The organism is Parasphaerochaeta coccoides DSM 17374 (assembly GCF_000208385.1).
Taxonomy (GTDB): domain Bacteria; phylum Spirochaetota; class Spirochaetia; order Sphaerochaetales; family Sphaerochaetaceae; genus Parasphaerochaeta; species Parasphaerochaeta coccoides.
This window is the reverse complement of record NC_015436.1, coordinates 717,320-741,555: the sequence shown is the minus strand read 5'-3', so window position 1 is coordinate 741,555 and position 24,236 is coordinate 717,320. Positions and strand designations below refer to the sequence as shown.

At 47.9% G+C, this 24,236-nt stretch carries 20 protein-coding genes and 4 tRNA genes; 20 read left to right on the top strand and 4 right to left on the bottom strand.

Annotated elements, in window-relative coordinates; genetic code table 11:
- Positions 1-39: 39 nt before the first annotated feature.
- Complete coding sequence (secA, locus tag SPICO_RS03250; protein ID WP_013739263.1) at positions 40-2,808, bottom strand: preprotein translocase subunit SecA; 2,769 nt, start codon at positions 2,806-2,808, stop codon at positions 40-42.
- Positions 2,809-2,979: 171 nt separating this feature from the next.
- Here secA and murG point away from each other — a divergent pair, with 171 nt between their 5' ends.
- From murG to SPICO_RS03220, 7 genes are all read left to right on the top strand, one after another.
- Entirely contained in the window at positions 2,980-4,092 is a 1,113-nt protein-coding gene (murG, locus tag SPICO_RS03245) for an undecaprenyldiphospho-muramoylpentapeptide beta-N-acetylglucosaminyltransferase (RefSeq protein ID WP_013739262.1), read from the top strand.
- A 2-nt stretch (positions 4,093-4,094) separates the two neighbouring features.
- Positions 4,095-4,586, top strand: coding sequence for a CvpA family protein (locus SPICO_RS09705; protein WP_013739261.1), 492 nt, complete (start codon positions 4,095-4,097; stop codon positions 4,584-4,586).
- Between the two features lie 9 nt (positions 4,587-4,595).
- Positions 4,596-4,754, top strand: a complete 159-nt coding sequence (locus tag SPICO_RS10360; protein WP_013739260.1) for a hypothetical protein — start codon at positions 4,596-4,598, stop codon at positions 4,752-4,754.
- Positions 4,755-4,894: 140 nt separating this feature from the next.
- Entirely contained in the window at positions 4,895-5,965 is a 1,071-nt protein-coding gene (locus tag SPICO_RS03235; protein WP_245523226.1) for a DNA polymerase III delta subunit-related protein, read from the top strand.
- Entirely contained in the window at positions 5,958-7,214 is a 1,257-nt protein-coding gene (locus SPICO_RS03230; protein WP_013739258.1) for a two-component system sensor histidine kinase NtrB, read from the top strand. The genes SPICO_RS03235 and SPICO_RS03230 overlap by 8 nt, the downstream gene beginning before the upstream one ends.
- Positions 7,189-8,550, top strand: a complete 1,362-nt coding sequence (locus SPICO_RS03225; protein ID WP_013739257.1) for a sigma-54-dependent transcriptional regulator — start codon at positions 7,189-7,191, stop codon at positions 8,548-8,550. Before SPICO_RS03230 ends, SPICO_RS03225 begins: the two co-directional genes overlap by 26 nt.
- Positions 8,537-10,642 (top strand): ATP-dependent DNA helicase, encoded by a 2,106-nt coding sequence (locus SPICO_RS03220; RefSeq protein WP_013739256.1) that lies wholly within the window; start codon positions 8,537-8,539, stop codon positions 10,640-10,642. Before SPICO_RS03225 ends, SPICO_RS03220 begins: the two co-directional genes overlap by 14 nt.
- Before the next feature lie 113 nt (positions 10,643-10,755).
- On the opposite strand, the gene SPICO_RS03215 is transcribed toward SPICO_RS03220, so the two are convergent.
- Positions 10,756-11,022, bottom strand: a complete 267-nt coding sequence (locus SPICO_RS03215) for a co-chaperone GroES (protein WP_013739255.1) — start codon at positions 11,020-11,022, stop codon at positions 10,756-10,758.
- Between the two features lie 173 nt (positions 11,023-11,195).
- Between SPICO_RS03215 and SPICO_RS03210 the strand changes: the two genes are divergently transcribed.
- The 11 genes from SPICO_RS03210 (at position 11,196) to SPICO_RS03160 (ending at position 20,921) form a co-directional block, all read left to right on the top strand.
- Positions 11,196-11,738: a hypothetical protein gene (locus SPICO_RS03210; protein ID WP_148228990.1), complete on the top strand. Its 543-nt coding sequence runs from the start codon at positions 11,196-11,198 to the stop codon at positions 11,736-11,738.
- A 276-nt stretch (positions 11,739-12,014) separates the two neighbouring features.
- Positions 12,015-12,896 carry a sigma-70 family RNA polymerase sigma factor gene (locus SPICO_RS03205; protein WP_013739253.1) on the top strand — a complete coding sequence of 294 codons (882 nt, stop codon included), beginning with the start codon at positions 12,015-12,017 and terminating at the stop codon, positions 12,894-12,896.
- Between the two features lie 293 nt (positions 12,897-13,189).
- The gene (gene ppdK / locus SPICO_RS03200; RefSeq protein ID WP_013739252.1) at positions 13,190-15,898 is read left to right on the top strand and encodes a pyruvate, phosphate dikinase; all 2,709 of its coding nucleotides are present in this window, start codon (positions 13,190-13,192) and stop codon (positions 15,896-15,898) included.
- Between the two features lie 124 nt (positions 15,899-16,022).
- A tRNA-Thr gene (locus tag SPICO_RS03195) sits at positions 16,023-16,094 on the top strand.
- A gap of 236 nt (positions 16,095-16,330) precedes the next feature.
- Positions 16,331-16,582: a hypothetical protein gene (locus SPICO_RS03190; protein WP_013739251.1), complete on the top strand. Its 252-nt coding sequence runs from the start codon at positions 16,331-16,333 to the stop codon at positions 16,580-16,582.
- A gap of 22 nt (positions 16,583-16,604) precedes the next feature.
- Positions 16,605-17,618 carry a tRNA (adenosine(37)-N6)-threonylcarbamoyltransferase complex transferase subunit TsaD gene (tsaD, locus tag SPICO_RS03185; protein ID WP_013739250.1) on the top strand — a complete coding sequence of 338 codons (1,014 nt, stop codon included), beginning with the start codon at positions 16,605-16,607 and terminating at the stop codon, positions 17,616-17,618.
- 26 nt (positions 17,619-17,644) lie between these two features.
- On the top strand, positions 17,645-18,175 hold the full coding sequence (locus SPICO_RS03180; RefSeq protein ID WP_013739249.1) for an adenine phosphoribosyltransferase: 531 nt from the start codon (positions 17,645-17,647) through the stop codon (positions 18,173-18,175).
- A 104-nt stretch (positions 18,176-18,279) separates the two neighbouring features.
- Positions 18,280-18,350: transfer RNA gene (locus SPICO_RS03175), tRNA-Gln, on the top strand.
- A 10-nt stretch (positions 18,351-18,360) separates the two neighbouring features.
- Positions 18,361-18,432: transfer RNA gene (locus SPICO_RS03170), tRNA-Glu, on the top strand.
- Positions 18,433-18,499: 67 nt separating this feature from the next.
- The gene (locus tag SPICO_RS03165) at positions 18,500-20,137 is read left to right on the top strand and encodes an ABC-F family ATP-binding cassette domain-containing protein (RefSeq protein ID WP_013739248.1); all 1,638 of its coding nucleotides are present in this window, start codon (positions 18,500-18,502) and stop codon (positions 20,135-20,137) included.
- A gap of 10 nt (positions 20,138-20,147) precedes the next feature.
- The gene (locus tag SPICO_RS03160; RefSeq protein WP_013739247.1) at positions 20,148-20,921 is read left to right on the top strand and encodes a type III pantothenate kinase; all 774 of its coding nucleotides are present in this window, start codon (positions 20,148-20,150) and stop codon (positions 20,919-20,921) included.
- Between the two features lie 19 nt (positions 20,922-20,940).
- Here the strand turns inward: SPICO_RS03160 and SPICO_RS03155 are convergent, their stop codons facing one another.
- Together SPICO_RS03155 and SPICO_RS03150 are read right to left on the bottom strand one after the other, a co-directional pair.
- Complete coding sequence (locus SPICO_RS03155; RefSeq protein WP_013739246.1) at positions 20,941-22,167, bottom strand: aminopeptidase; 1,227 nt, start codon at positions 22,165-22,167, stop codon at positions 20,941-20,943.
- Positions 22,168-22,169: 2 nt separating this feature from the next.
- Positions 22,170-23,405 (bottom strand): aminopeptidase, encoded by a 1,236-nt coding sequence (locus tag SPICO_RS03150; RefSeq protein ID WP_013739245.1) that lies wholly within the window; start codon positions 23,403-23,405, stop codon positions 22,170-22,172.
- Positions 23,406-23,635: 230 nt separating this feature from the next.
- Between SPICO_RS03150 and SPICO_RS03145 the strand changes: the two genes are divergently transcribed.
- Both SPICO_RS03145 and SPICO_RS10080 read left to right on the top strand, forming a co-directional pair.
- Positions 23,636-23,717 (top strand) — tRNA-Tyr (locus SPICO_RS03145).
- Positions 23,718-23,783: 66 nt separating this feature from the next.
- Positions 23,784-24,230: a YkgJ family cysteine cluster protein gene (locus SPICO_RS10080; RefSeq protein ID WP_013739244.1), complete on the top strand. Its 447-nt coding sequence runs from the start codon at positions 23,784-23,786 to the stop codon at positions 24,228-24,230.
- Positions 24,231-24,236 lie beyond the last annotated feature (6 nt).

The following is a 24,236-nucleotide window of genomic DNA, read 5'->3' as shown; positions in this document are numbered from 1 at the left end:
GATTAATTGACCAAAACGACTTCGGTTGATGGCAGACAATCAGTACGTTCTGCCATGACAGTTCTTGTATTTCTTTCCACTGCCACAAGGACAAGGATCATTGCGACCGACCTTGGGATATATCCGTTTCACTGTTACCGGAGACGTTTCACCGGATGACCCTCCCTGTTGCGGAGCTCCCATGAATTGGGTTGAACCGGAATGTTTCGCTTCCATGGCTCCTACCGGCCTTCTTCTTTCAGATGAGGCTCCGGTGCGGACTTGGACATTCACTATCGTCCTGGCAATCGCCAACTTGATTGCTTCCAGCATGGCATCGAAGATTTCAAACCCTTCGACTTTATATTCGACCAGTGGATTCTTTTGGGCATAGGTGCGCAGGTACACAGCGTCGCGTAGGGCTTCCAGGTTATCAAGATGATCCTGCCAACGCATGTCGATTTGTCGCAGGTAATGGAAACGAAGGAAATCATTGAACTGCTGTTCACCAGCCAAAGCAACTTTTTCAGTGACTTCGTCCGCAATATAGGTCTGGATTTCCTGGGTAAGGGCAACAACATCGGTTCCAATCATCTCCTCAGTGATAAAGGATGGCTTGTAGTTCAGTCTTTCCAGGAAAGCGTCCATGAGAAGGGAAATCGCCTTGTCTTTCCATTGCGGATCATCCATGGAGGAACGTACAATACCGAAAACAATGTCGGCGCAAGACATGAGGGCCCTTCCAATCAGGTTGCCATCCATCAAAATATCATCGCGTTGGACATAGATGATGTTTCTTTGCTCATTCAGCACATCATCGAAATCAAGGAGATGCTTGCGGATTTCAAAGTTTCTTTCCTCGACACGCTTCTGTGCTTTTTCAATCGCATTGCTCAGCATCCTGTGCTCAATTGGCTCCCCGTCGCCCATACCGGCACGACCCAGAAGATTCTTAAGATTGTCATTGGCAAAAAGTCTCATCAGAGTGTCATCAAGGGAAACATAGAACCTGCTTGTGCCAGGATCTCCCTGTCGCCCGCTTCTGCCTCGTAACTGGTTGTCGATACGCCGGGATTCATGCCGTTCCGTTCCCAAGACATACAAACCACCTAATGATTTTACTTCTTCATACGCGGCTTTCCATGCCGGACGGACTTTTTCAAGCGCCTCCTGGAATTCCGCAGGAGAAGCATCCGTACCACAGATCTTCCGCGCCCGAGCCTCAAGGGAGCCGCCCAACTTGATGTCCGTACCACGGCCGGCCATGTTGGTGGCAATGGTCACCGAGCCTTTGGCACCAGCTTCTTCAATGATGTGAGCTTCACGCGCATGGTTTTTGGCGTTAAGTACTTCATGAGGAATGTTCATCTTCCTAAGCATGGCGGAAATCAACTCGGATTTCTCGATGGATACGGTTCCTACCAAGATGGGCTGACCTTTAGCATGAACCTCGGCGATTTCCTTACAGATAGCGGCCAGCTTGAATGGTTCATTGTAGAACACAAGATCGTGGAAATCCTGTCGGACAACGGGTCGGTTCGTTGGAATGACAACGACATCCATGCCATAAATTGAATTGAATTCGGCGGCTTCTGTATCAGCGGTTCCCGTCATGCCGCTTATCTTGTCATACATGCGGAAGAAATTCTGGAAGGTGATGGTGGCAAGAGTCTTGTTCTGGCCAAGGACCTTGATATGTTCCTTTGCTTCGATTGCCTGGTGCAATCCGTCACTGTAACGTCGGCCATGGAGTATGCGTCCGGTGAACTCGTCTACAATCTGGACTTGTCCGTCAGCGACCACGTAGTCAACGTCCTTCTTGAACAGCGTATGAGCTTTGACCGCCTGGGTCACGTAGTGGACGAACTCAAAATTATCATCTTCATACAATGAGCCGGTAATCACTTTGTTCTTCAGAAGCAATTCCTCGATATGTTTGATTCCCGGAGTAGTGAAGGTGATACGTTTCTGCTTCTCGTCTATCTTGTAATCACCCTTCGGATCAAACGCCTGAGCATTTTTGTCGAAGCGGGCAAGAGGATCTTCTTCATAGTAATCATCAGTTTCGGGGTTTTTCTCACATTCCTTCAAGAGGGAAGTAATCCTGTCTGCCGCGTTCACCTGTCGGCTATCGTCCTCCGCTTGGCCGCTGATGATCAGCGGAGTTCTTGCTTCATCAATCAGGATGGAGTCGATTTCATCAATGATGCAATAATGATGCTGTGGTTGGATTTTCTCAGCCGCTGACCATTTCATGTTGTCACGGAGATAATCGAAGCCAAACTCATTATTTGTCCCATAGGTAATGTCGCGACTGTATGCCAGACGCCGCTGTTCGTTGTCCATGTTGGAAAGAATGACGCCGACGCTCAAGCCAAGAAATTTGAATACCGGTCCCATCCATTGGCTGTCACGTTCGGCCAGATAGTCATTTACCGTGATGATATGCACGCCTTTTCCTTCCAACGCGTTCAGATATGCTGACGGCACGCAGGTCAAGGTTTTTCCTTCACCGGTTTTCATTTCAAGGATATTGCCTTCATGAAGCACGACGGCTCCCATCATCTGAACATCGTAATGACGCTCGCCAAGCACGCGGCGGGCGGCTTCCCTTGCCAAAGCGAATGCCTGCGGAAGGATTTCTTCCATGGAAGAAGTATTTTGTGCCAGTTTCTGCCGGAGTATTTCCGTCTGGGCCGGAAAGTCTTCATCTTTAAAGGATTTCGCCCAATCTTCCTGAGCGTTAATGTGTTCCACGATAGGGCGGAGATGTCGCAGATCTTTATCCTGCTTTGTTCCGAAAATCATCTGAAATAAGCCTTTTGCCATTTTTTTCCTCTATGATGACAGGGTGTCCGGTATCAAGTGATACGGCTGAACTGACCATGATGCCACAGTGAAGTATAATCAAAAACAACTCACATGAACAGGTTATCGCCATCATTCATGTCTTTCATGTCAGCAGACTGGTGTGTTATTCTCTCTGGGAAGGAGCATGCCGTGAAAATTTGTTTTACCGGTGGAGGAACTGCCGGACATATCATGCCGGCCCTCGCTGTCATGGAAGAAATACGGAGTAGGAATCCCGCATGCGATTTCCTGTGGATTGGAAGGTATTCTCCGCAGGAGAGAAAGCTGGTCGAGGAAGCCGGTTGCAGATGGTACGGCATTTGCGCAGGGAAATGGCGACGCTATGCTTCACTCCGCAATTTCTTTGACGTATTCCAGGTTCTCGCCGGATTCTTCCAATCTTTGTACGTTCTCCGCCGGGAAAGGCCATCCGTAGTTTTTTCCAAGGGAGGATTCGTTTCCGTCCCGCCGCTCTGGGCCGCCCATCTGTTGGGAATCCCGACAATTACGCATGAATCAGACGCAAGTCCTGGACTGGCAACACGTCTGAACGCCAAGGCGGCGACATATATCTGTTTTCCTTATGAAAGAGCGGCGTGTGCATTGAAGGAAAAATATTCCGAAAAGATACGAGTGACAGGCAATCCGGTACGTAGGATTTTCCTTACTGCCGATGCTTCCAAGGGCAGGGCATTGTTGGGTTTGCAGGAAGGTGAGCCACTCATTGTCATCATGGGAGGAAGCCAAGGGGCGCGTCAGATCAATAATATGATTGATGCATGTCTGCCGTTGCTCACTGAATATGGCTTTGTCTTCCATCAAAGAGGTAAAGGCAACGTGCGTTCAGGGTTCAACCATGAGCGATATATGCAGCTTGAATTCGCTGGCGCCGAGCTGGCTCATGTGCTGGCTGCCGCGGATGTGGTCATATCACGGGCAGGAGCAGGAGCATTGAGTGAGTTCACCGCCATGGGAAAAGCAATGATCTTGGTTCCTCTGGAAGAAAATGCTTCACGCGGCGACCAACTTCTGAATGCAAGAAGGATGGAAAAAGCGGGGGCCGCCGTGGTACTATCCGAGGACAGGGCAAATAGCATTCATCTGATGGATACCATACAGTTGCTTTTTTCTTCTGATAAGGAAACAATAAGGCATATGGAAGCCGCAAGCGTCTCGATGAATGTTCCTGATGCATGCGGAAGGCTGGCAGACCTGATTCTTTCATGTGTCCGGCCAGATATCTCTGATAGGGAAGGGGACTGAAGATGGAATGGGGTTTTTCAGTTGCAGGAACATGGGTGGCCGGTGTTGATTTAATCGTCCTGATTTTTTGTATCCTTGGCGGAGTGTCGGGAGGAATAAACTCCTTTTCCCGTATCCTGGGAAAAAGGGCGGGTGCGCTAATCGGCATCCTTTTTGCCTTTATGTTTTCGCGGTCATTGTCTGTTTATGTCATGCAGGCGTTTTCCTTGGGGACGTTTGTATCCGTCCTTGTGTCATACTGTGTTTTGTTCACGGTCACGTATATCACCGTTTCAGTTTTGGGAACCGTCTTGGGAAACATCCTGGAGTCGGTCGGATTGGATCCGTTGGACAGACTTCTTGGTTTCGTCGTCGGTTTCCTTGAAGCCATCATAATTTGCGTCCTTGTCCTTCATTTGCTTGAAATCCAACGTCTCATCCCTTTGCAGGACTATATCCACCCCAGCATATTTTACAGACGGATTACGGAGCCAATGATCGTCCAGCTTTTTTAAGGAAAAGTAATGAATCAGTACACAAGTGAAAAACTCAACCGCTTTATCAACCTTCTGGGCGCTATTTTTGAACTTGACAAGCGTGAAAGTGATTTTGACCGTGCTGTTAAAGAAATCGTGAAACTCAATAAAGCAAAAAAAAGAATGATGGCTAAGATTTTGCCATGACAACGAACAATTGAGGATGCGTCATGTTTGAAGACTTCATGCGAATGCAACCACGGATCGCCTCTTTGCTGGAAAGTGAACTTCGGCAGGGGATTCTACCCCGTGCGATACTTTTTTCAGGTCCGGAATTTTCCGGCCGCATGAGTATGTCATTGCAGCTTGCCCGTTCTCTTTCCTTGAATAATAACGCTGATGGGACTGACAGGACTGGGGGGGCTCTTGTTCCTGAAAATAATGTCATTGTCATTTCTCCCCGCAATCACAAGCCACGCATATGCGCCGCTTTGCAAGCTGTCAGCACCCACAAGCTTGAAGCGGCAAGAGGACAGGTCATTGAGTCTGTCTCCCTCATGCTTGCGCAATTCCATGGTGCCTTGGCGGATGCGGCGACAGCAGGCATGAAGAAACTGTTTGAAGAAGCCGCGGAGCTTCATGACCGGCTTGATGAATTTTCTTCCCTCGACATGAATGGGAAGATGTTCAAGACAGCGTGTGATGCCTTGGCATCCCTGCTCAAACCATTTTTCGCTTTATCATCTTCTTCCCGCACACTGACTATTGCCCAATGTCGGGAAATCCAGGGGTGGTGCAGATTGACGGCTTTGGATCGGCGTCCCCGTATTATCATCATTGAAGCCCTGGAACAAGCGACGGAAGGAGCTCGGAACAGCCTGTTGAAACTTTTAGAGGAACCTCCTGAAAATTCAAGGTTCATCCTTGTCACATCTCATCCTGAAAGGATGATGGCAACCATCCTTTCCCGTGTCAGGCAGTATCGTTTTGCTTCACTCTCACCAAAGGTTGCCAAGGAAATCATCATATCACGCTATGGATGCGAGGTTGACAAAAATCAGGAGCTGAAAGATTTCATCCTGACAGCGGGTGGAGAGGATGATGCAAAAAAAATCAGTCTGGTACAGGAAGCTGCCCATGCTTTTGCCATAATGATGTCGGAAACAGAGACGGAAGATTCCGTGAATCTTTCCAGTATCATTACCACGGTAGAAGATTCGGATGTGATTCCTTATTTTTTCGAGCGCATGGCAGAAGAATTACGGACTTTGCACAGACAAGATTCGTTACCAGCCCCTTTCCTTCACTCATGTCTTGCCGCCGTTTCACAAGGATACCAACAGTACATTGTATACAATCTGCCATTGAGGAGCCTCCTGGAGTCCTTGTGCTTTGACAGGAGACGGACTCATGAATAAATTTGCAAAAAGGGCAATAAGCAAGATTGGACAGATGGACCCTCAGGATGTCGTTCGTCTTTTCAAACATCTGGTGGCTGAAACAGAACTGCTTGAAAGTGTCCTTGACTCCTTGTCAGATGGCATCATCCTGTATGATTCTTCCCACAAGATTGTTTATCTGAATAGGGTAGTCACTACCTTGATTCCTCTGAAACGCTTTTCAAGCTACCATGGCATCCGGTTGGATGATGCGCTTGCAGACAAGGATATCCTCGGTTTCCTGAAAGAATATTGGGCAGGAAAGATTCATGCTGACCAGAACAATGAATTCAACTACCAGAAAGGAGATACGGTCAAGACAATCCTCATGACCCTTTCAACTTTCAGAGGACAGGATGATGAACTGACAGGCACAGAAGTCTATGAAATGCTTGTAGCGACCGACATCACGGAACGTAAGAGGAATGATACCCGTCTGCGTCGTAGCGAAAGTCTGGCGCAGATGACGACCATGGCGGCAAGTGTCGCTCATGAAATCAAGAATCCATTGGCATCAATGGGAATCCATCTCCAGTTGTTGAGCAAGGCTTTTGAAAGGAAAGGCGAACTCACAGAAGATGAGGCGGAACGTTACATCCATGTCCTTGAAGAAGAAATCGATCGGCTGAACCGTATTGTCGTGGATTTTCTTTTTGCCGTGCGTCCTATGGATGTCCACCTCCGTATACAGGACTTGAACCGTCTTATCTCGGATCTGACATCCTTCGTCATGCCGGAACTTGATGAACAACATGTCGCGCTTCGACTTGAGCTTCAAGACTATCTGCCGCGACTCTCTCTTGATGAGAACCTGATGAAGCAGGTTCTGTTGAATCTGATTAAGAATGCGATGAATGCAATGGAACCACAGGGTGGAATCCTCACTGTTTCTACCAAGTTGGTGGGCAACGTGGTGCATCTTAAAGTCAGTGATACGGGAACCGGTATCAAGCCAGAACATTTGTCAAAGATATTCGAACCCTATTTTACGACAAAATCTTCTGGTACCGGATTAGGACTTACTGTTGTCTTCAAAATCATCAAGGAGCATGGTGGTGATATTTCAGTTTCCAGTGAACCCGGACGGGGTACTACATTCACCATGATTTTCCCTGTTCCCCGCAGCGAATGGATGACATTGCCTGACAGCCTCAAAGATGCGAATTTCTTGGAGGAAATGATCAATGTGGAGGAGGTTAGCTGTGAAGCGCACAATCTTGATAGCTGATGACGAAAAGAACATTCGAGAAGGTCTTGGCATGGCCATGGAACTGGAAGGGTATGCCGTCCTGCTCGCCGCTGATGGTACCGAGGCATGGAATCTCATCAACTCTCAGACTGTCGATCTTGTCATTTCCGACTTGCGGATGCCTGGCCTCTCAGGAGAGGAGCTTCTCAAAAAAATCTCAGGCGCATATCCCCGTCTGCCCGTAGTCATCCTGACCGGACACGGCACGATTGAAAGCGCCGTGACGGCCATGCGTGATGGCGCGGTTGACTTCATCACAAAACCAGTGAACCTTGACCGTCTCACCTTGCTTGTAAAACGTTCCTTGGATAATCGTGACCTGTATGACCAGCATCAGCAACTACAGGAGGAGGTCAAGCAGCTCCGTGCGCGCACGAAATATGATAAAATTATCGGAAAAAGTTCCAAGCTGGTGCGCATGATGGATATGATCCAACAGATTGCTCCGACCAAGGCTTCCGTCTTGATAACGGGGGAAAGCGGAGTAGGCAAAGAGCTCGTCTCAGATGCCATCCATGATTTTTCGACTCGTTCATCCGGTCCTTTCATCAAAGTCCACTGCGCCGCGTTAAGTTCAAGCCTGCTGGAAAGTGAGTTATTCGGTCATGAAAAAGGAGCCTTCACCGGAGCTGTAAGCCAGCAGAAGGGTCGTTTTGAACTTGCTGACGGCGGTACTATCTTTTTGGATGAAATCGGCGAGATAAGCCAGGCTACTCAAATCAAGATACTTCGCGTTCTCCAGGAAAAAACGTTTGAACGGGTTGGAGGAGAGAAGACCCTGAGTGTCGATGTCCGTGTAATCAGCGCTACGAACAGGAATCTCCAGGAAGAAATAGCGAAAGGTAATTTCAGGGAAGACTTGTACTACCGTCTGAATGTTGTCCATATTGATGTTCCGCCTCTCAGGGAAAGAAAAGACGATATCATGCTTCTTAGTACATCCTTCCTGGAACACTTCGCCAAGGAGAACAACAAGCCTATCGTAGGCTTCAGCAACAGAGCGAGGAACGCACTGTTCACCTATGACTGGCCGGGAAACATACGGGAGCTGCGTAACTGTGTGGAGAGTGCCGTCGTCATGTCACGTGGTACGGTCATAGAAGTAGAAGACCTGCCACCTATTGTAGCTAATGCGGAAACTGACGTGCGGATTACCCTGCCGGTAGGGATAACCCTGGCGGAAGCCGAGAAAGAACTGATAGTGAACACAATCGCCCGCAATGGCGGGAATAAGTCGAAAGCAGCGGAAGTCCTTGGGATTGGAAGAAAGACATTGCACAGGAAGCTCCAGGAATACCAGATTGAAAAAGAGTGATATATATGACGTCTTTGATGTAGGAGGCGTTCTCAATTCTCAGTTTCCCGGATACGAATACAGGGAAGCACAACTCATGATGAGCGACCTGGTCAGGGAAGCCATTGAACATGATGCTATCGCAGCCGCGGAAGCTGGTACCGGCATCGGGAAGTCCTTCGCATATCTTGTCCCGGTGTTGCTCAACTTGGACGATGTCCCGGAAGACAGGACGGTGATAGCGACGGCGACCATCAATCTCCAGCGACAGCTTCTTGAAAAAGATATTCCCGCGCTTTTTTCAGCTATGGGAATGAAGAAATCAGTTGCCTTGGTAGTGGGTATATCCCAGTATGTCTGCCTCTACCGTCTTGCCGAAAGAATTTCAGAGACACCACTGCTCGCCCTCGATCCGTTGACGGACATAGGAAAGATGAAAGCGTGGGCGCGTGATACCGAGACAGGACTCAGGTCGGATTATCCGGGACGTCTTGACGGGGAGTTGTGGAGCGATGTCTGCGCGGACGGAGACTTGTGCCTGGGCTACAAATGCCCACATTCCCAGGAATGTCATTTTCTCAAGGCACGCAAGCATGCCTTTGATTCCCAGTTGCTCATTGTCAATCATCACATCCTTTTCACTGACTCACGCATACGGCTTGATGGAGATGAATCTTATGATGAGGAAGCTCTTTTGCCCCCTTTTCATCGTCTGGTCATAGATGAGGCGCACAACATTGAGAGAAATGCAACTGATTTTTTCACTGATGACTATTCACGTTCGACTGTCATCCGCCTCATTACCCGGCTCTCACGACAAAGCGCCGGGGCACGAAAAACCAACTTGATTGAAACCTTGGCTCCTTACATGCCGGAGAAAGACCTGCCGGACAAGATCCTTGACCAGATTGCCATGCTCAGGGAAAAAATTGACGCTGCGGATGATTTTCTGATGGCTTTCATGCGGGCAAGGGATACATCTTCCATACTATTGAAAAAGACTCATCAGGATATCCTTGAACCCTTCTTTACACTGGCAAAGGAAATAGCGGCATGCGGTTCCCGTTTGGACGGTGCATGCAAGAAAGTGATGGAACAGAATACTGCGCCGCAGGAATTCCAGCATTTCCTTACCAAGTTCGAGGTATACATGCGCCGCCTTGTATCGCAGACAGATGTTCTTGGACGCTTTGCGGAATTGTCGGGGTGGGGAGATGATATCCATTGGCTTGAGATGGAATATGATGCACGGAAGAACCAGGCAGGAGGAGTACATGTGAAGATAACTCCGCTGAATGTCTCGGAAATACTCAGGGAAGCACTTTACGAAAAACTTTCCACAGTGGTATGTACCTCCGCAACCCTCGATTTGCAGGATGATTTTACTTTCTGGTCTTCCCGTGCGGGGCTGCCAGTACCAGGCAAGCCATATCTCCGTACCAAGTTCGATAGCCCTTTCGATTATAAGCATAATCTCATGCTTCTTACGCCGATGGATTCTCCCGAATTTTCCGGGAAAAACAGTGAGGAGTATCTGGATTATGTCACGAAAACTGTCGGAGAAGCTATCCTTGCCGCGGGAGGTGGCGCGTTGGTTCTATTCACTTCATATGTCATGCTCCAGGATATTTACAGCAGGCTGGTTCCGGTTTTTGCAAAGAACGACCTGCATGTCGCCTGCCAAGGTGACGCAGACAGATATACTTTGCTCCAGGAATTCAAGGAGGATGCGGACAGTTGCCTTTTTGCCACGGACAGTTTCTGGGAAGGCGTCGATGCTCCAGGTGATACGTTGCGGCTGGTCATCATTGTCAAACTGCCGTTCAAAGTACCGACAGAGCCGGTCTACTGTGCCCGACATGAAAGAATTGATGAAGACGGAGGAAGCGGTTTCTTCCAGCTTGCCCTGCCTGAAGCGGCGATGAAATTGAAACAGGGATTTGGCAGGCTTCTTCGTACCACTGAGGATCGGGGTATTGTCTTAATACTGGATAGTCGCATCGTCCGGAAAAGCTATGGCTCGTGGATGCTCAATGCGCTGCCAGAGAGCCATCATCCGGAAACTCTGGCGGAAAATATACCAGGAAAAATAGAAACCTTCCTTTTTGGATAATCAGACTGATTGATGTGCAAAAGGTTTCAATAGGAGAGGGAAGATCAAGGCTGGTGAAAATGAGAAAAGCCACCCTGCGGCGGCTTTTCTTCAACATGTGTCAGGATTGTGCTTCAGTCAATGACAGCCAGCACATCAGACGCATTGAGAATGAGATACTCAATGGCATCGGCCTTGACGCTCGTCCCGGCATACTTGTCATGTAACACACGATCACCGACCTTGACCTTGATGGCGTCCTTGTCATCTCCGACTGCCACGACGGTTGCTATCTGAGTCTTTTCTTGTGCAGTCTGAGGGATAAATATACCACTGGCAGTTTTCTCCTGCAATTCCTCAACCTTCACAAGTACTCTGTCTGACAAAGGCCTGATTTTCATATGTCTCTCCTTGATCAATGATTCTGAATATGGGCAAAAACCTGATGTTTTGCGCTCCACATGGTAATATAGTGAAAAGCAATTCATCTGACAAGAAGAACGAAAAAAATAGAGACGAAAATGGAGACAGAAAGATATTTGTCGTTTGTGTTTTCTATGTGTATATTGGTGACATGGAAAACGTCATAAAGAACGAGCGGCAGTCAGACATCCCTTGTATTCAACCACATGACAAGAGCAAGGATGTGAACTGTAATACAATTCTGTACACACACATAGATGAGGCGGTTACTTGGCTGTACAAGATTGGAAAATCCTTTGCCCGTATGGGAGATATTGTCAATGCTGCACGGTTTCTTTCTGATGCTTTTTTCCTTCGGGGAAGGAGATGCCTGTCCGGGACAATTTCCGACTGGAAGCTTTTCCATGATGTTCAGTTTTCCATGTATCTCATGGGTAGAAAGAATATGATGATAAGCCTTCCGGAAGGAGACATGGTTCATGATTTGATTGAACAGAGGTGGAACCTTCTTCAAGAAGAGAACCAGTGTTCAGAATTTCCTTTTCTTTGCACCGATAAAAAAGCGTGGTACAGCACTATAATCATTGATTTCCCTTGGCAAACACCATGCTCCACGACGCCTTCAAAGGGTTCGGAAGATCAGGAATGTGTGTCGTTGTGTTCCAAGGAATCTACGTTGCGACTTTTTTCTTAGCAGAATTGTATCACTATGACCCAATAATATCCCCAAAAAAAGTGGATGTGTCATAATAACTCATTTTTTGTTTGTTGAGCTTTGCTTGCTGGCATAGTTTCACGTTATATGGCTAAAATATCGGCCATTTTTTTCTCTATAAAGATGAAATTTTTTTACTAAACCGACTTTTTTGTTTCTTGCAATCAATTCTGAATATTTTTTGGTTCTTTCGAACATTCTCCTCCTGTTTCTGGCATGCATCTTGCATCTAAATATATGAACGGAGGTATCACAATGAATGCGACCAAGACAATGCTGAATGGCAACGGAAATCAAAGTGACATGCATGAGGATGTAAACATCCTGTCCATATATCTGAAAGAAATCAACCGCATTCCTATGCTCACGCACGAGGAAGAATACAAGGTCGCGAAACTTGCGGCAGAGGGGAATCAGAAAGCGCGCAACCGACTGGTCGAATCAAATCTCCGTTTCGTGGTTAATATCGCCAAAAAATATCAAAACCAAGGACTTCCTTTGGGCGATCTCATCAATGAAGGCAACATTGGTCTGATGAATGCCATTGAAAAGTTTGACGTTGATAAGGGTTACCACTTCATTTCATATGCTGTCTGGTGGATTAGGCAGGCAATTCTCAAGGCAATCAGTGAAAAAAGCCGCACAGTTCGCCTACCGCTTAATCGTGCCAACGAGTTGATGCAAATTCAGAAAGCCCAGAAATCCCTTATGAACGAGTCGGGCGCGGAACCAACCATGGAGGAAATCGGACGATTGACCCAGCTCGATCCATCGCATGTCGCGGACCTGATAGCCATTAGCAAGGAAATGGTGAGTCTTGATGCTCCTGTGTTCACTGATTCAGGAAACAGCAGTGTCGGAGATTTCATTCAAGATGGAGCTGATTCTCCTGATGATGTCATCATTGATTCTGCACTCAAGGAGGATATCAATAAAGTCCTTGCGACCTTGAGTGAAAAGGAAATGGAAATCTTGGAATTTCGGTTCGGACTCAACGGACAACATCCGATGTCACTGAAGGAAATCGGCGAACTGTATAACCTGACAAAGGAGAGAATCCGGCAAATCGAGAAAAAAGCCATAGAACGCTTACAGCAACCAAGTCGTATAAAGATGTTGGTTGGTTACTCGGCTTGATGGTGTATTTGTAATTTCAGGGATATGACAACGAAGCATATACGCGGCATGGCTGGCTTCCCAACGAAGTGTATCTGAAAGCTCCCCCGAAAAAAGGGGAGTTTTTCATGTCCGGGAACTTTTTGTTCATTCCTGCTGACTGTCCGTTCTTTTAAAACATGAAGTATTGGTTGGCTAAAAAAAGTTTCTTCCATTCCTGTGTTTTGGCATGATGAGACTTGATGGTTTATTGACAGGAGCTTGGTTTTCCCTCTACCATCTTGAGCGGTATATATGAAGAATGGAGGAATGGAATGGCAGTTGCAGATAAAAGCAAACTTGTATATTTCTTTGGAGATGGGAAGGCGGATGGAACGGCTTCAATGAAGGCTTATCTTGGAGGAAAAGGGGCGAACCTGGCCGATATGACTTTGATTGGTCTGCCGGTGCCTCCTGGATTCACCATCAGTACGGAAGCTTGTGCGTTCTATTCTGAGCATGATGGTGCCTATCCGGAAGGTTTGAGGGACGAAGTCCTTACCAACCTGAGGAAATTAGAAAAACTTATGGGCGCAAAGCTCGGCGATCCGAAAAACCCACTGCTGGTTTCCGTTCGTTCCGGTGCTGCCCAATCAATGCCCGGCATGATGGACACCATCCTGAATCTCGGCATCAATCCTGATTCCGTGAATGGTCTGATTGAAAAGACAGGAAACCAGCGTTTTGCATGGGATAGCTACCGTCGTTTCATCCAGATGTTCGGGGATGTCGTAATGGGTGTTCCCCATCATGATTTTGAAGAAATCCTTCAATCCGTCAAGAATGAAAAAGGCGTCACGTTGGATACACAGTTGGATGTTGATGATTTGAAGGAAGTCATTTCCCGCTACCTTGCTCTCTATAAGAAAGTGACAGGCAAGGAATTCCCCACGAATCCGGAAGAACAGCTTTTTGCCTCAATCAACGCAGTCTTCCGTTCATGGAACAATGACCGTGCTATCAAATATCGTCAGATGAATGACATCCGTGGCCTCCTGGGGACTGCGGTCAACGTACAGAGCATGGTGTTCGGCAACATGGGAGATACCAGCGGAACCGGAGTCGCTTTCACCAGGGATCCTTCGACCGGAGAAAACATATTTTACGGTGAATACCTGATGAATGCCCAAGGTGAAGATGTCGTGGCAGGCATCAGGACTCCCGCGCCCATTGAAACGTTACGCAAGATAAATCCAGAAGTGTTTAACCAACTTGTCGATATACGCCATATCCTTGAGACACACTATAAGGATATGCAGGATCTTGAGTTCACAATTCAAGAAGGCAAGCTTTACATTTTGCAAACTAGAAGTGGCAAGCGCACAATCTTCAGTTGGCTGAGAAGCCAAGTTGAAATGGTCAATGAAGGCTTGATATCCAAGGAAACGGCCGTCAGTCGCATTCCTGCGGGAGAATTTGGCAAGCTCTTTGCTCCTGTACTTGATGGTAGCGATATCAAGAAGAAAGGCATCTCAGCTATTGCAAAAGGGTTGAATGCTTCTCCGGGAGGAGCGTGCGGGCAGATATACTTCACCGCTGACAAGGCAGAGAAAGCTGCCGCACAAGGAAAGGCTGTCATTCTGGTTCGTACTGAGACCAGTCCTGAGGACATAGGCGGCATGGCTGCTTCCAAGGGTATCATCACCTGCCGCGGCGGTATGACCAGCCACGCAGCAGTCGTTGCGCGCGGCATGGGTTGTCCGTGTGTATCCGGTGTATCTGCATTGCATATCAATTATGCCAAGAGTACGCTGGAGGTTGCCGGACGTGTCCTGAAGGAAGGTGATTTCATGGCCATGGATGGTTTTACCGGTGATGTCTACGCCGAGAAAATCGCCGTGAAGCCTTCTGAAATAGTCCAAGTGCTCGGTGGAAACCTCAAGGAAGAAGATTCACGTCTCTATCAGGATTACAAGGCTTTCATGAGCTATGTGGATGAAATCAAGGATATGGCGGTTCGCACCAATGCCGACACTCCAGAGGATGCCACCATGGCCGTCAGGCTTGGGGCTGAAGGAATCGGTCTGTGCCGTACCGAACATATGTTCTTTGGCGGACGCCGCATCATCAGCATCCGAAAAATGATTCTTGCTTCCTCGACGGAAGCTCGTGAGAAAGCTCTCGCCGAACTTCTTCCTATGCAGAAGGAAGATTTCATTGGCATCTTCAAGGCGATGGGTGGTCTGCCGACGACAATCCGCCTGCTTGATCCTCCGCTTCACGAATTCCTGCCGAACGACGATGCATCTAAGAAGGAAATGGCTGAACAGCTTGGTGTCAGTATTGCGGTTGTTGAACAAAAGAGCGCAGAGCTCCATGAATTCAATCCCATGCTTGGATTCCGCGGTTGTCGGCTTGCAATCATCTATCCGGAAATTCTGAGGATGCAGGTACGTGCAATCATCGAAGCCGCCTTGGAAGTCAAGAAAGCCGGTATTGCCGTACATCCTGAAATCATGATTCCTCTGGTCGGTATCTATAAAGAATTTGATTATTGCAAAAAGCATGCGGAAGATGAGATTTCAAAGGTATTCGCGGAAAAAGGAACCAGCGTCAGTTACAAGGTTGGAACCATGATTGAAGTTCCGCGCGCTGCTTTGACCGCAGATGAGATTGCTCGTTCCGCCGAGTTCTTCAGCTTTGGTACCAACGACTTGACCCAGATGGCTTGTGGCTTCTCCCGTGATGATGCCGCAAGTTTCCTCGGACCTTATGTCAATGATACGGACAAGCAGTTCTATGATTACGATCCGTTCACAACAATTGATATCGATGGAGTAGGAAAGCTTCTCAAGATTGCTGTTGACCTTGGTCGTTCAGTGAGAAAGGATATCAAGTTGGGAATCTGTGGTGAACATGGTGGAGATCCTAAGACCATTGCTTTCTGCGAGAGTCTCGGACTTAATTATGTGTCCTGTTCTCCATTCCGCGTGCCCATTGCACGTCTTGCGTCAGCACAGGCAAAATTGAGCAAGCGTTCCTGAGTCCTGCCAATGATACGGACCGCCGGAAATTCCGGCGGTCTTCCCATATCCTCCGGAATATGATATCAAGTCCTTGTCTTTTTTGGGTAAAACGGTTATTTTACCCACGCGATACATGAAGTCTGCCAAAATGGCTCAGGGGTAGAGCAGCTCACTCGTAATGAGCAGGTCCTGGGTTCGAATCCCAGTTTTGGCTTTATTTTTTAAGATGCAACTTTATATAATATATAGGGTTGCATTTTTCATTTTAGACTATAGGCAGCCAAAAAGGTATCCAAAACTATCTTTTTGGGAATGTTGTCCGTGAATGTAAGAGCTCTCTGGGACTTCTTTGGGAGTTTGATAAGTTGCCTTGACCAAGCACCCTTAACCGGATAACCTAACAGTCAGGACGAGAATCATCCAGGAAAGAACCTGATTGGAGGTGCCGGCATGGACAAGAAACCCGCTTCATTACAAACCTCACGGATGATTTCCAATGAGTGCATGGTCGAAATACGGATACGCCCCAACAAACAGTCTCCCAAGGCCGGAGTATGCTGGGCACCGGAAGTCGCCCAATTCATGATAGATGCGTTTCCGTATGTCCTTTCACATGCTGCACAGAACGACGAATGGATTAACTTCATGTTTTTTTCCGATGATTCCAGCGTTATGGACGAAGGAGACGAACTGGAAGACTGATTCCAGTACCAGATGAAAGAGAATGACAATACTGGGAATTGAAACCTCATGTGATGAATGTTCCGCCGCAGTAGTGCGTGATGGGACAGAAATATTGAGCAATATTATTGCGACACAAATTGAACTGCACAAACCCTATCTCGGTGTCGTTCCGGAATTGGCAAGCCGTCTTCATACAGAATGGATAGGGCAGGTCGTTTCAGCAGCCATTGCCGGTGCAGATATGAAGGTCGATGATATTGATGCAATTGCAGTGACTAATAGGCCAGGATTGCTCGGAGCACTCCTGGTCGGATTGAATTTTGCAAAAGGATTAGCCGCGTCACGTGGTATTCCGTTCATTGGAATTGACCATATCCGCGCCCATCTCTATGCATCCCAGATGGAGCATCCTTTGGAATATCCGTACATGGGCATCCTTGTATCAGGTGGACACACGGTCATCTGTAAGGTGCTGGGATATGATGAGATAGAAGTGCTTGGCACAACAATTGATGATGCCATCGGCGAAGCCTTCGACAAGGTTGCTAAACACTATGACTTAGGATATCCCGGAGGCGTTATCATCGATAGGCTTGCCAAGAACGGCGATTCCCATGCATATCTTTTCCCTGGCCCTTCCTTGGATCGTACAGAACATCCGTATGATGTAAGCTATAGCGGTCTAAAGACAGCAGTAATCAACCAGAAGGAAAAATTCTGGAACGGAACAAGCGTACAAACACCGGAAAACCTGGCTGCTAGCTTCCAACGCTCTGCGGTAGGGATATTGATGAAACGTGTGATGAAAGCCTTGGAAGATACCGGACTCACCCGTCTGGCCGCAGGTGGCGGCGTGGCTGCCAATTCTTTGTTGAGGAGCGAACTGTCCGCTTTGGAAAAAAATGGCTTGACCGTCGCATTTCCTTCAATGAAACTCTGTACAGATAACGCCGCCATGGTAGCAGGACTCGCATATGAATATCTTAGAGACGGTAGAGCCTCCGGATTTGACATCGGTGCTTCTCCCAGGGTAACGGCATTCAAGAAAAACTGACGGACACTTGCGGAGGTACACGAAAAATGAAATCTTTTGATTTAGATTCTGCTATCAGGAAAATTCCTGATTTCCCCCATAAGGGCATCCTGTTCTATGACATAACCGGAATCCTGACTAATCCCGAAGCCTTTGCCTGGTGCATCGACCGCATGTGTGAGATTTACGCAGACAGGAATATAGATTCAATAGCCTGCATAGAGGCCAGGGGGTTCGTGTTCGCCGCGCCTTTTGCATACAGGATGGGCATACCTCTTGTTCTGGTACGGAAAGCTGGGAAATTGCCCGGCAGAATCATGAAAAAGGAATATTCACTTGAATACGGCAGGGCAACCATTGAAATACAGGCATCCGATATCCTGCCGGGGCAGAAGGTCCTGGTGCTGGACGATTTGATTGCGACAGGGGGAACCCTCAAAGCGGCTGTAGAACTTATCGAGGAAGCAGGGGCATCGGTCGCAGACATCTTCGGTGTAATCGGCCTGCCGTTCCTTAACTACCATGATGTACTGAAAGGCTATTCCATCACAGTCCTTCAAGAATACTATAACGAGTGAAGGGGATGCATTCTCCTGTGGCGTTCTTCTGGCGTTTCTTTGGCGTTTTTTGACACACTTGACAAATCCGCATGCTTTCGTTATCCTCAAGCAGGATTTTGCATTGGGATGTAGTGTAATGGTAACACTGCAGATTCTGGTTCTGCCTTTGGGGGTTCGAGTCCCTCCATCCCAGTCGCTGTCGTGGTCCCTTCGTCTAACGGTTAGGACGGGAGATTCTCAGTCTCTAAATAGGGGTTCGATTCCCCTAGGGACTAAAAACCGAAGCGCAGCCTTGCAGGGGCTGCCTTTTTTTTGCGATACTAGCGCACGAGGAGAAATTCTGTGATTACTGCTTCCAACATATCCCTCTCATATGGAACCCAAGTCTTGTTCAAGGATGTGAACATTAAGTTCACACCTGGAAATTGTTACGGAGTCATCGGAGCCAACGGCGCGGGGAAATCGACTTTCTTGAAAATCATGTCTGGAGAAATTGAACCGGATACGGGAGAAATCATCATTACGCCAGGGGAAAGGCTTGCCGTCCTTCGTCAGGATCATTTTGCCTTCAATGATTTTTCTGTCATCGAGACAGTCATCATGGGGCATAAACAATTATATAGCATCATGAAGGAACGTGATGAAATCTATGCGAAGGAAAACTTTTCTGAGGAAGATGGGCTGCGAGCCGCTACTTTGGAAGGTGACTTTGCCGAGCTGGGTGGTTGGGAAGCAGAGGCTGAAGCCGGACAACTGCTGTCTGGTCTCGGTATTGATGTCAAGCTGCATGAACGGAAGATGTCCGAAGTGGAAGACAACTTGAAAGTCCGCGTCCTGCTTGCCCAGGCTTTGTTCGGTACGCCTGACATCCTGTTGCTGGACGAACCGACGAACCATCTGGACCTCGATTCCGTCCATTGGCTGGAGAACTTCCTGGAGAATTTCAACAATACCGTCATTGTCGTATCACATGACAGACACTTCCTCAATTCAGTCTGTACACATATCGCGGACATTGATTTTGGCAAGATACAGCTTAGCGTCGGCAACTATGACTTCTGGTACATGGCCAGCCAGATTGCGGCAAAACAGCAAAAGGATGACAAGAAACGTAGGGAGGAGAAGATTTCCGAACTCAAGGAATTCATCCAACGCTTTTCCAGTAATGTCGCAAAGGCTCGACAGGCGACCAGCCGCAAGAAACTCATTGACAAGTTGACGGTCGATGATATCCGTCCCTCCTCCCGAAGGTTCCCGTATGTCGGTTTCAAGCCTTTACGTGAAATAGGCCGCACGGTTCTGGAAATCAAGGATCTCACGAAATCAGTGGATGGAGAGGAAATTCTTTCCCATTTCACGCTTTCTCTCAATAATGGAGACAAGATAGCTTTTGTCGGTCCGAATCATTATGCCAAGACCACATTGTTTCAGATACTTACGGGAGAGATGAAGCCTGATTCCGGCGAATATAACTGGGGCGTGACGACATCTGTTTCTTATTTCCCGAAAGATAACACGCATCTTTTCCAGGATGACATGAACATAACTGACTGGCTGTCTCAGTATTCTGAGGACAAAGATGAAACGTACATTCGTTCATTCCTTGGTCGCATGTTGTTCTCCGGAGATGAAGCTCTGAAAAGTTGTCTCGTTCTGTCAGGAGGAGAAAAAGTCCGCTGCGTCTTGTCAAAGATTATGCTTGAACAAGGCAATGCAATCATCCTTGATGAACCGACAAGCCATCTTGACCTGGAGGCAATCACGGCATTGAATAATGGTTTGATTGATTTCCCTGGAGTCTTGCTTTTCAATAGTCACGACCATCAGTTCGTCGATTCAATTGCAAACCGCCTCATCGAGTTCACTCCCAACGGTATCATTGACCGGAGGATGGGATTTGATGATTATATGCGTGATGCCTCCATCCGTGCTTTGCGGGAAAAAATGTATGGGGGAATGAAGCCTGAGCTTTCGCTCTAGGAGGGCACATATGTTCCTTGCCGTGGATATAGGAAACACAAACATAGTCATGTCCTTCCATGATGGAAAGCAATGGGGCAGGACATGGCGCATCCATACTGATACGAAGAAGACTTCGGATGAATACCTTGTCATCATGGAAACCCTCTGGGAAAATTCAGGATTCGACAGGACTGCCGTAAGACATGCGGCAATCAGTTCGGTCGTCCCCAACCTGACCCGTGCGATACAGAAGGATATCCAAAGGATTTTTTCCATTTCTCCGTTGATGCTTTCAATGCAGGTGAAGACCGGCCTTGACATGTCCACCGTACCGTCGGAAATAGGACAGGACATCATGTGCAATCTGGCCGCCGCGCATCAGATGTTTCCTGATCGCGTAGCGATGACCCTTGACTGCGGAACGGCCATGACCTTTTCCACGGTCGATGAAAAGGGGAGAGTACTGGGAGTCGCCATCCTGCCTGGTCTTGTCACGGCGGTCAACGCATTGTTCGGCAATACAGCACAGCTGCCACAAGTAGAGCTTAAGATTCCGACAAGCGTCCTTGGACGCAATACGGTTGATTCCATCCGCGCAGGCATCATGCTGGGTTACATTGAAATGATTGACGGCATGATTGAGCGAACAGAAAAAGAGCTAGGAAAAAAAATTGCAGTCATTGCAACGGGTGGACTTTCGTCAACGATTGCTTCAGAAATACCCCGCATTGATGTCCTTGCTCCGAATCACACTTTAGATGGTCTCCGGCTCATCAGTGAGATGAACCGGGAAACCACCTGATGTCCTGGAGTCTGGTACCCTAGATAACGAAATGTCCTTTTTTTATTACAGGTACTTCTTTTCCTGCCCTGGTTATGGCCGTGACATCAGTTTCTTTTGATCCAATCATGAAATCCGTATGCATCAGACTGGTGTTGCAACCATGCTCATGAAGCTCCTTGTCCGTGACAAGGCTTCTGCCACCTTCAAGGCAGTCAGGATAACCAGCTCCCAATGCAATATGACATGAAGCGTTTTCATCATAGAGAATTGAATGAAATATAAGTCCGCTGGCAGCAATAGGGTTGGATTCATCGACAAGAGCGCATTCGCCTAACCGACTGGATCCCTCATCCACTTCCAAATGCTTTCTGATGACTTCTGCTCCCTTGCGAGCGTTAAAATCAACTACGCGCCCATTCTTGAAGACAAAACGGACTTCCTCGGTAGGAGTATCCATTACCGTGACCGGTCGCGTGCTGGTCACATACCCTTCTGCCCGTGTCATGTCGGGGACAGTGAAGATTTCCTCGGTCGGTATGTTGGGGAAGAAGGGACGGCCGTCGGACAGCATGCTGCTTCCTCCCAGCCAGCGATGTTTTTCATTGAATCCAATGACCAAGTCCGTGACAGGACTGGAAAAATGGAGACTGTCTACTTCCATCTCATTGAGAATGGCGATGCGTTTTTTCAGAAAGATGTCCTTTTGATCCCATGCGTCTTCTGGATCGGACTTGTCGATCATGACTATCGGCGCAATGACCTGCCACAGATGGTCGATGGTCGGATCATCCGAACCGAATATCTGCTTTGCCCATCGAGGGCCTGGCACGCATACGACACACCATGGTAGTTGATGCGTCATACGGAGTCTCTGGACGTCAGTATTGACCCTGCGTGTTGCCTTGGAAAATAAAGCATACTTGTCCGGGTCGAGAGGCCCGTGGTCAAGACTATCCTCGGTCGTCTTGATGGCAATGTACGCCCACTCATCTTTTATTACGCTTTCATTGATACCGGACTGCCACGGAAGATACTTCTGAACCTCGGCGTCATCCTGCGCGGAAAGTCTGGAGGAAAGGATGTCCAAATCCTCAAGGAGAAATTCTACAAGTCCGGCGCCAAGTTCATATGCGCACTTTGCAAGGGAACGGGCAAAATAGTATGTCCCCGGCCCTGTCTTGATGAACAGGTTCTGTCCTTTCTTCAGGTTGATGCCTTTGCGCAGTACAAGCCTGGCATAGCGGTCGATTTTTCCTTCGTACACGTTTACCTCCCAGGACGTTTCTTTTCTTCCAGAAGAAGATCATTAAACTGTCCCTCTTTCATTATGACAAACTTTTTTCCATCTTCTGCTGTTGCCGTGATGGTCATTTTTCTGGTACCGATGGGGCAATCAGCCCGTGCGACCGACATGTTATACTGGACATGCCCTGTGGTAATCGCATCACCTTCTTTCTTACCACCGTCCACACAGTCAACCGGACAACCGCCAAATCCAAGGGTTGTCGTCCTCAGACGCTCAAGAAGGGGCAGGGCGTATGTTTGCTGGACGACATCATTCCGGGAGCCAGCATCGACCAAGGAGAAGGAACCGACAAGCGGAGCATCGGCATCCAGTTCAAGGAATGCTCCAAGCAGGTCTTCACCTTCATCGGCGGCCCATGTGGAAAGCGTACCGTTTTTGAATGAGAAGACGGCTCCTGAGACGGTACCCCCGAACAAGGAGAATGGCTTGCTTGCTCTCATTACGCCGTCTGCGGAAAATTTATCCAAGGCGGTGGTACTCCTGTTTTCCATGATTCCGCTGACAAACTGGCGTCCATTTTCCAAGAGTTGATAACCGCCTTCCCAATGGCTTTCAAGGGCTGTCCTGACACGCAGTGAAGTACCTTCTCCCTCGATGCTCAAGGAAAGCGGCCCCAAGTTGGACAAATATTTGCTTCTGTGGCGTGCAAGACCAACTATGCTGGAAAAATCCGAAATGAAGTTATCTGAATCAAGCGAGCAGAGTGATGAGAGCATGAGCCACAGGGCATCAGTATCTTTTTCATCCTGCCACAATCGTGATGCCCAGTCCTGACTGGGATAGGGGATGACCGACCAAGGTACGCCAATCTTTCTGTCAAAGAATGGAGGATCTGAAAGCATGCCTGTTCTCTGGAGAAAAACAACATCGGCATCCTTTACTTTCCGCAAATCCATGGCTTCTCCGATCAATTCTCCTGCATCGAACAATGTGAGCATCGCCATTCCTGTTTCCGGAGGAAGGAATGCTTCGACACTGCCTTCAGGAAGAATCGTCAAGGTCTCCATATGCCTACCTGAACTTGTCATGACTATGTATGCTTTCTGTCCGGTTTTCTGCGTTGCAAGACGGGCGATGAGCCGGGCAAGATACAACCCACTCTCCGGTGAATTGATTGATAGGATTTCTCCTGGCTGGAGCGATAGGAGCCCATCGGTGACCAACCGTGCGTATGCTGTCTGTATTGTAGTGGACATTGTTTCTCCGTATTAGAGATGATACACCTTTGCCGACCGCTCCGACAAGGATAGTCTTTCCCACTAGAAGACATTGGCAGGAAATGTCAGCGGGAAACAAAAAGAATCATTTTGGATGGTTTGGTAGATTATAATGGATTCGCATTTTTTCGGTGTTGACAGAAAAAAACAAAACAGGTACAGTCACTATGCTTTACAAGATTTGTTAGCTTTGCAAGTCTTACGTGAACGGAGAGGTTCCCGAGCGGTCAAAGGGGGCAGACTGTAAATCTGTTGGCTCCGCCTTCGAAGGTTCGAATCCTTCTCTCTCCAACCGGACAGCCTTCTTCATAAGAGGAAGGCTTTTTTTCTCTTAAGTATTGTTACCGAGGAGCCAGCATGGCGGAATCTTTCTATTCTTCGGGACTCCATTTTTCCTGCATAGGATGCGGCCATTGCTGTGGCGGAGGCAGTCCGGGATATGTTTTCCTTTCTGATGACGATGTAAGCGACATATCTTCCTTCCTTGGCGTTTCCAAAGAAACTTTTCTCTCCGACTATTGCCGAAAAGTCGATACGGGTACATATTACAGGGTGAGCCTTCGGGAAAAGAAAAACTTTGATTGTATTTTTCTTATGGAAAATGGCTGTTCCGTATATCCAGTTCGTCCGGTACAATGCAGGACGTATCCTTTCTGGGATTCCATCGTAGCGACTGTAGATACGTGGAAACAAGAGGGAAGGGAATGCCCTGGAATAAATACAGGAATTTTCCATACTATGGAGAAAATAGAGGAATCCGTGGCATTGCGCCGGGGAGATAGCTTAATCGTACTTAAGAGATGAAGCGTA

Excerpts from the sequence above, each read along its gene's own strand:
- SPICO_RS03230 (WP_013739258.1), top strand. The coding sequence starts at position 5,958 with ATGAATAAATTTGCAAAAAGGGCAATAAGCAAGATTGGACAGATGGAC.
- SPICO_RS03235 (WP_245523226.1), top strand. The coding sequence starts at position 4,895 with ATGAGTATGTCATTGCAGCTTGCCCGTTCTCTTTCCTTGAATAATAAC.
- SPICO_RS03150 (WP_013739245.1), bottom strand. The coding sequence starts at position 23,405 with ATGTCCACTACAATACAGACAGCATACGCACGGTTGGTCACCGATGGG.
- SPICO_RS10080 (WP_013739244.1), top strand. The coding sequence starts at position 23,784 with ATGGCGGAATCTTTCTATTCTTCGGGACTCCATTTTTCCTGCATAGGA.
- SPICO_RS10360 (WP_013739260.1), top strand. The coding sequence starts at position 4,596 with ATGAATCAGTACACAAGTGAAAAACTCAACCGCTTTATCAACCTTCTG.
- SPICO_RS03180 (WP_013739249.1), top strand. The coding sequence starts at position 17,645 with ATGAAATCTTTTGATTTAGATTCTGCTATCAGGAAAATTCCTGATTTC.
- SPICO_RS03215 (WP_013739255.1), bottom strand. The coding sequence starts at position 11,022 with ATGAAAATCAGGCCTTTGTCAGACAGAGTACTTGTGAAGGTTGAGGAA.
- ppdK (WP_013739252.1), top strand. The coding sequence starts at position 13,190 with ATGGCAGTTGCAGATAAAAGCAAACTTGTATATTTCTTTGGAGATGGG.
- SPICO_RS03190 (WP_013739251.1), top strand. The coding sequence starts at position 16,331 with ATGGACAAGAAACCCGCTTCATTACAAACCTCACGGATGATTTCCAAT.
- secA (WP_013739263.1), bottom strand. The coding sequence starts at position 2,808 with ATGGCAAAAGGCTTATTTCAGATGATTTTCGGAACAAAGCAGGATAAA.
- SPICO_RS09705 (WP_013739261.1), top strand. The coding sequence starts at position 4,095 with ATGGAATGGGGTTTTTCAGTTGCAGGAACATGGGTGGCCGGTGTTGAT.
- tsaD (WP_013739250.1), top strand. The coding sequence starts at position 16,605 with ATGACAATACTGGGAATTGAAACCTCATGTGATGAATGTTCCGCCGCA.
- SPICO_RS03160 (WP_013739247.1), top strand. The coding sequence starts at position 20,148 with ATGTTCCTTGCCGTGGATATAGGAAACACAAACATAGTCATGTCCTTC.
- SPICO_RS03205 (WP_013739253.1), top strand. The coding sequence starts at position 12,015 with ATGAATGCGACCAAGACAATGCTGAATGGCAACGGAAATCAAAGTGAC.
- SPICO_RS03210 (WP_148228990.1), top strand. The coding sequence starts at position 11,196 with ATGGAAAACGTCATAAAGAACGAGCGGCAGTCAGACATCCCTTGTATT.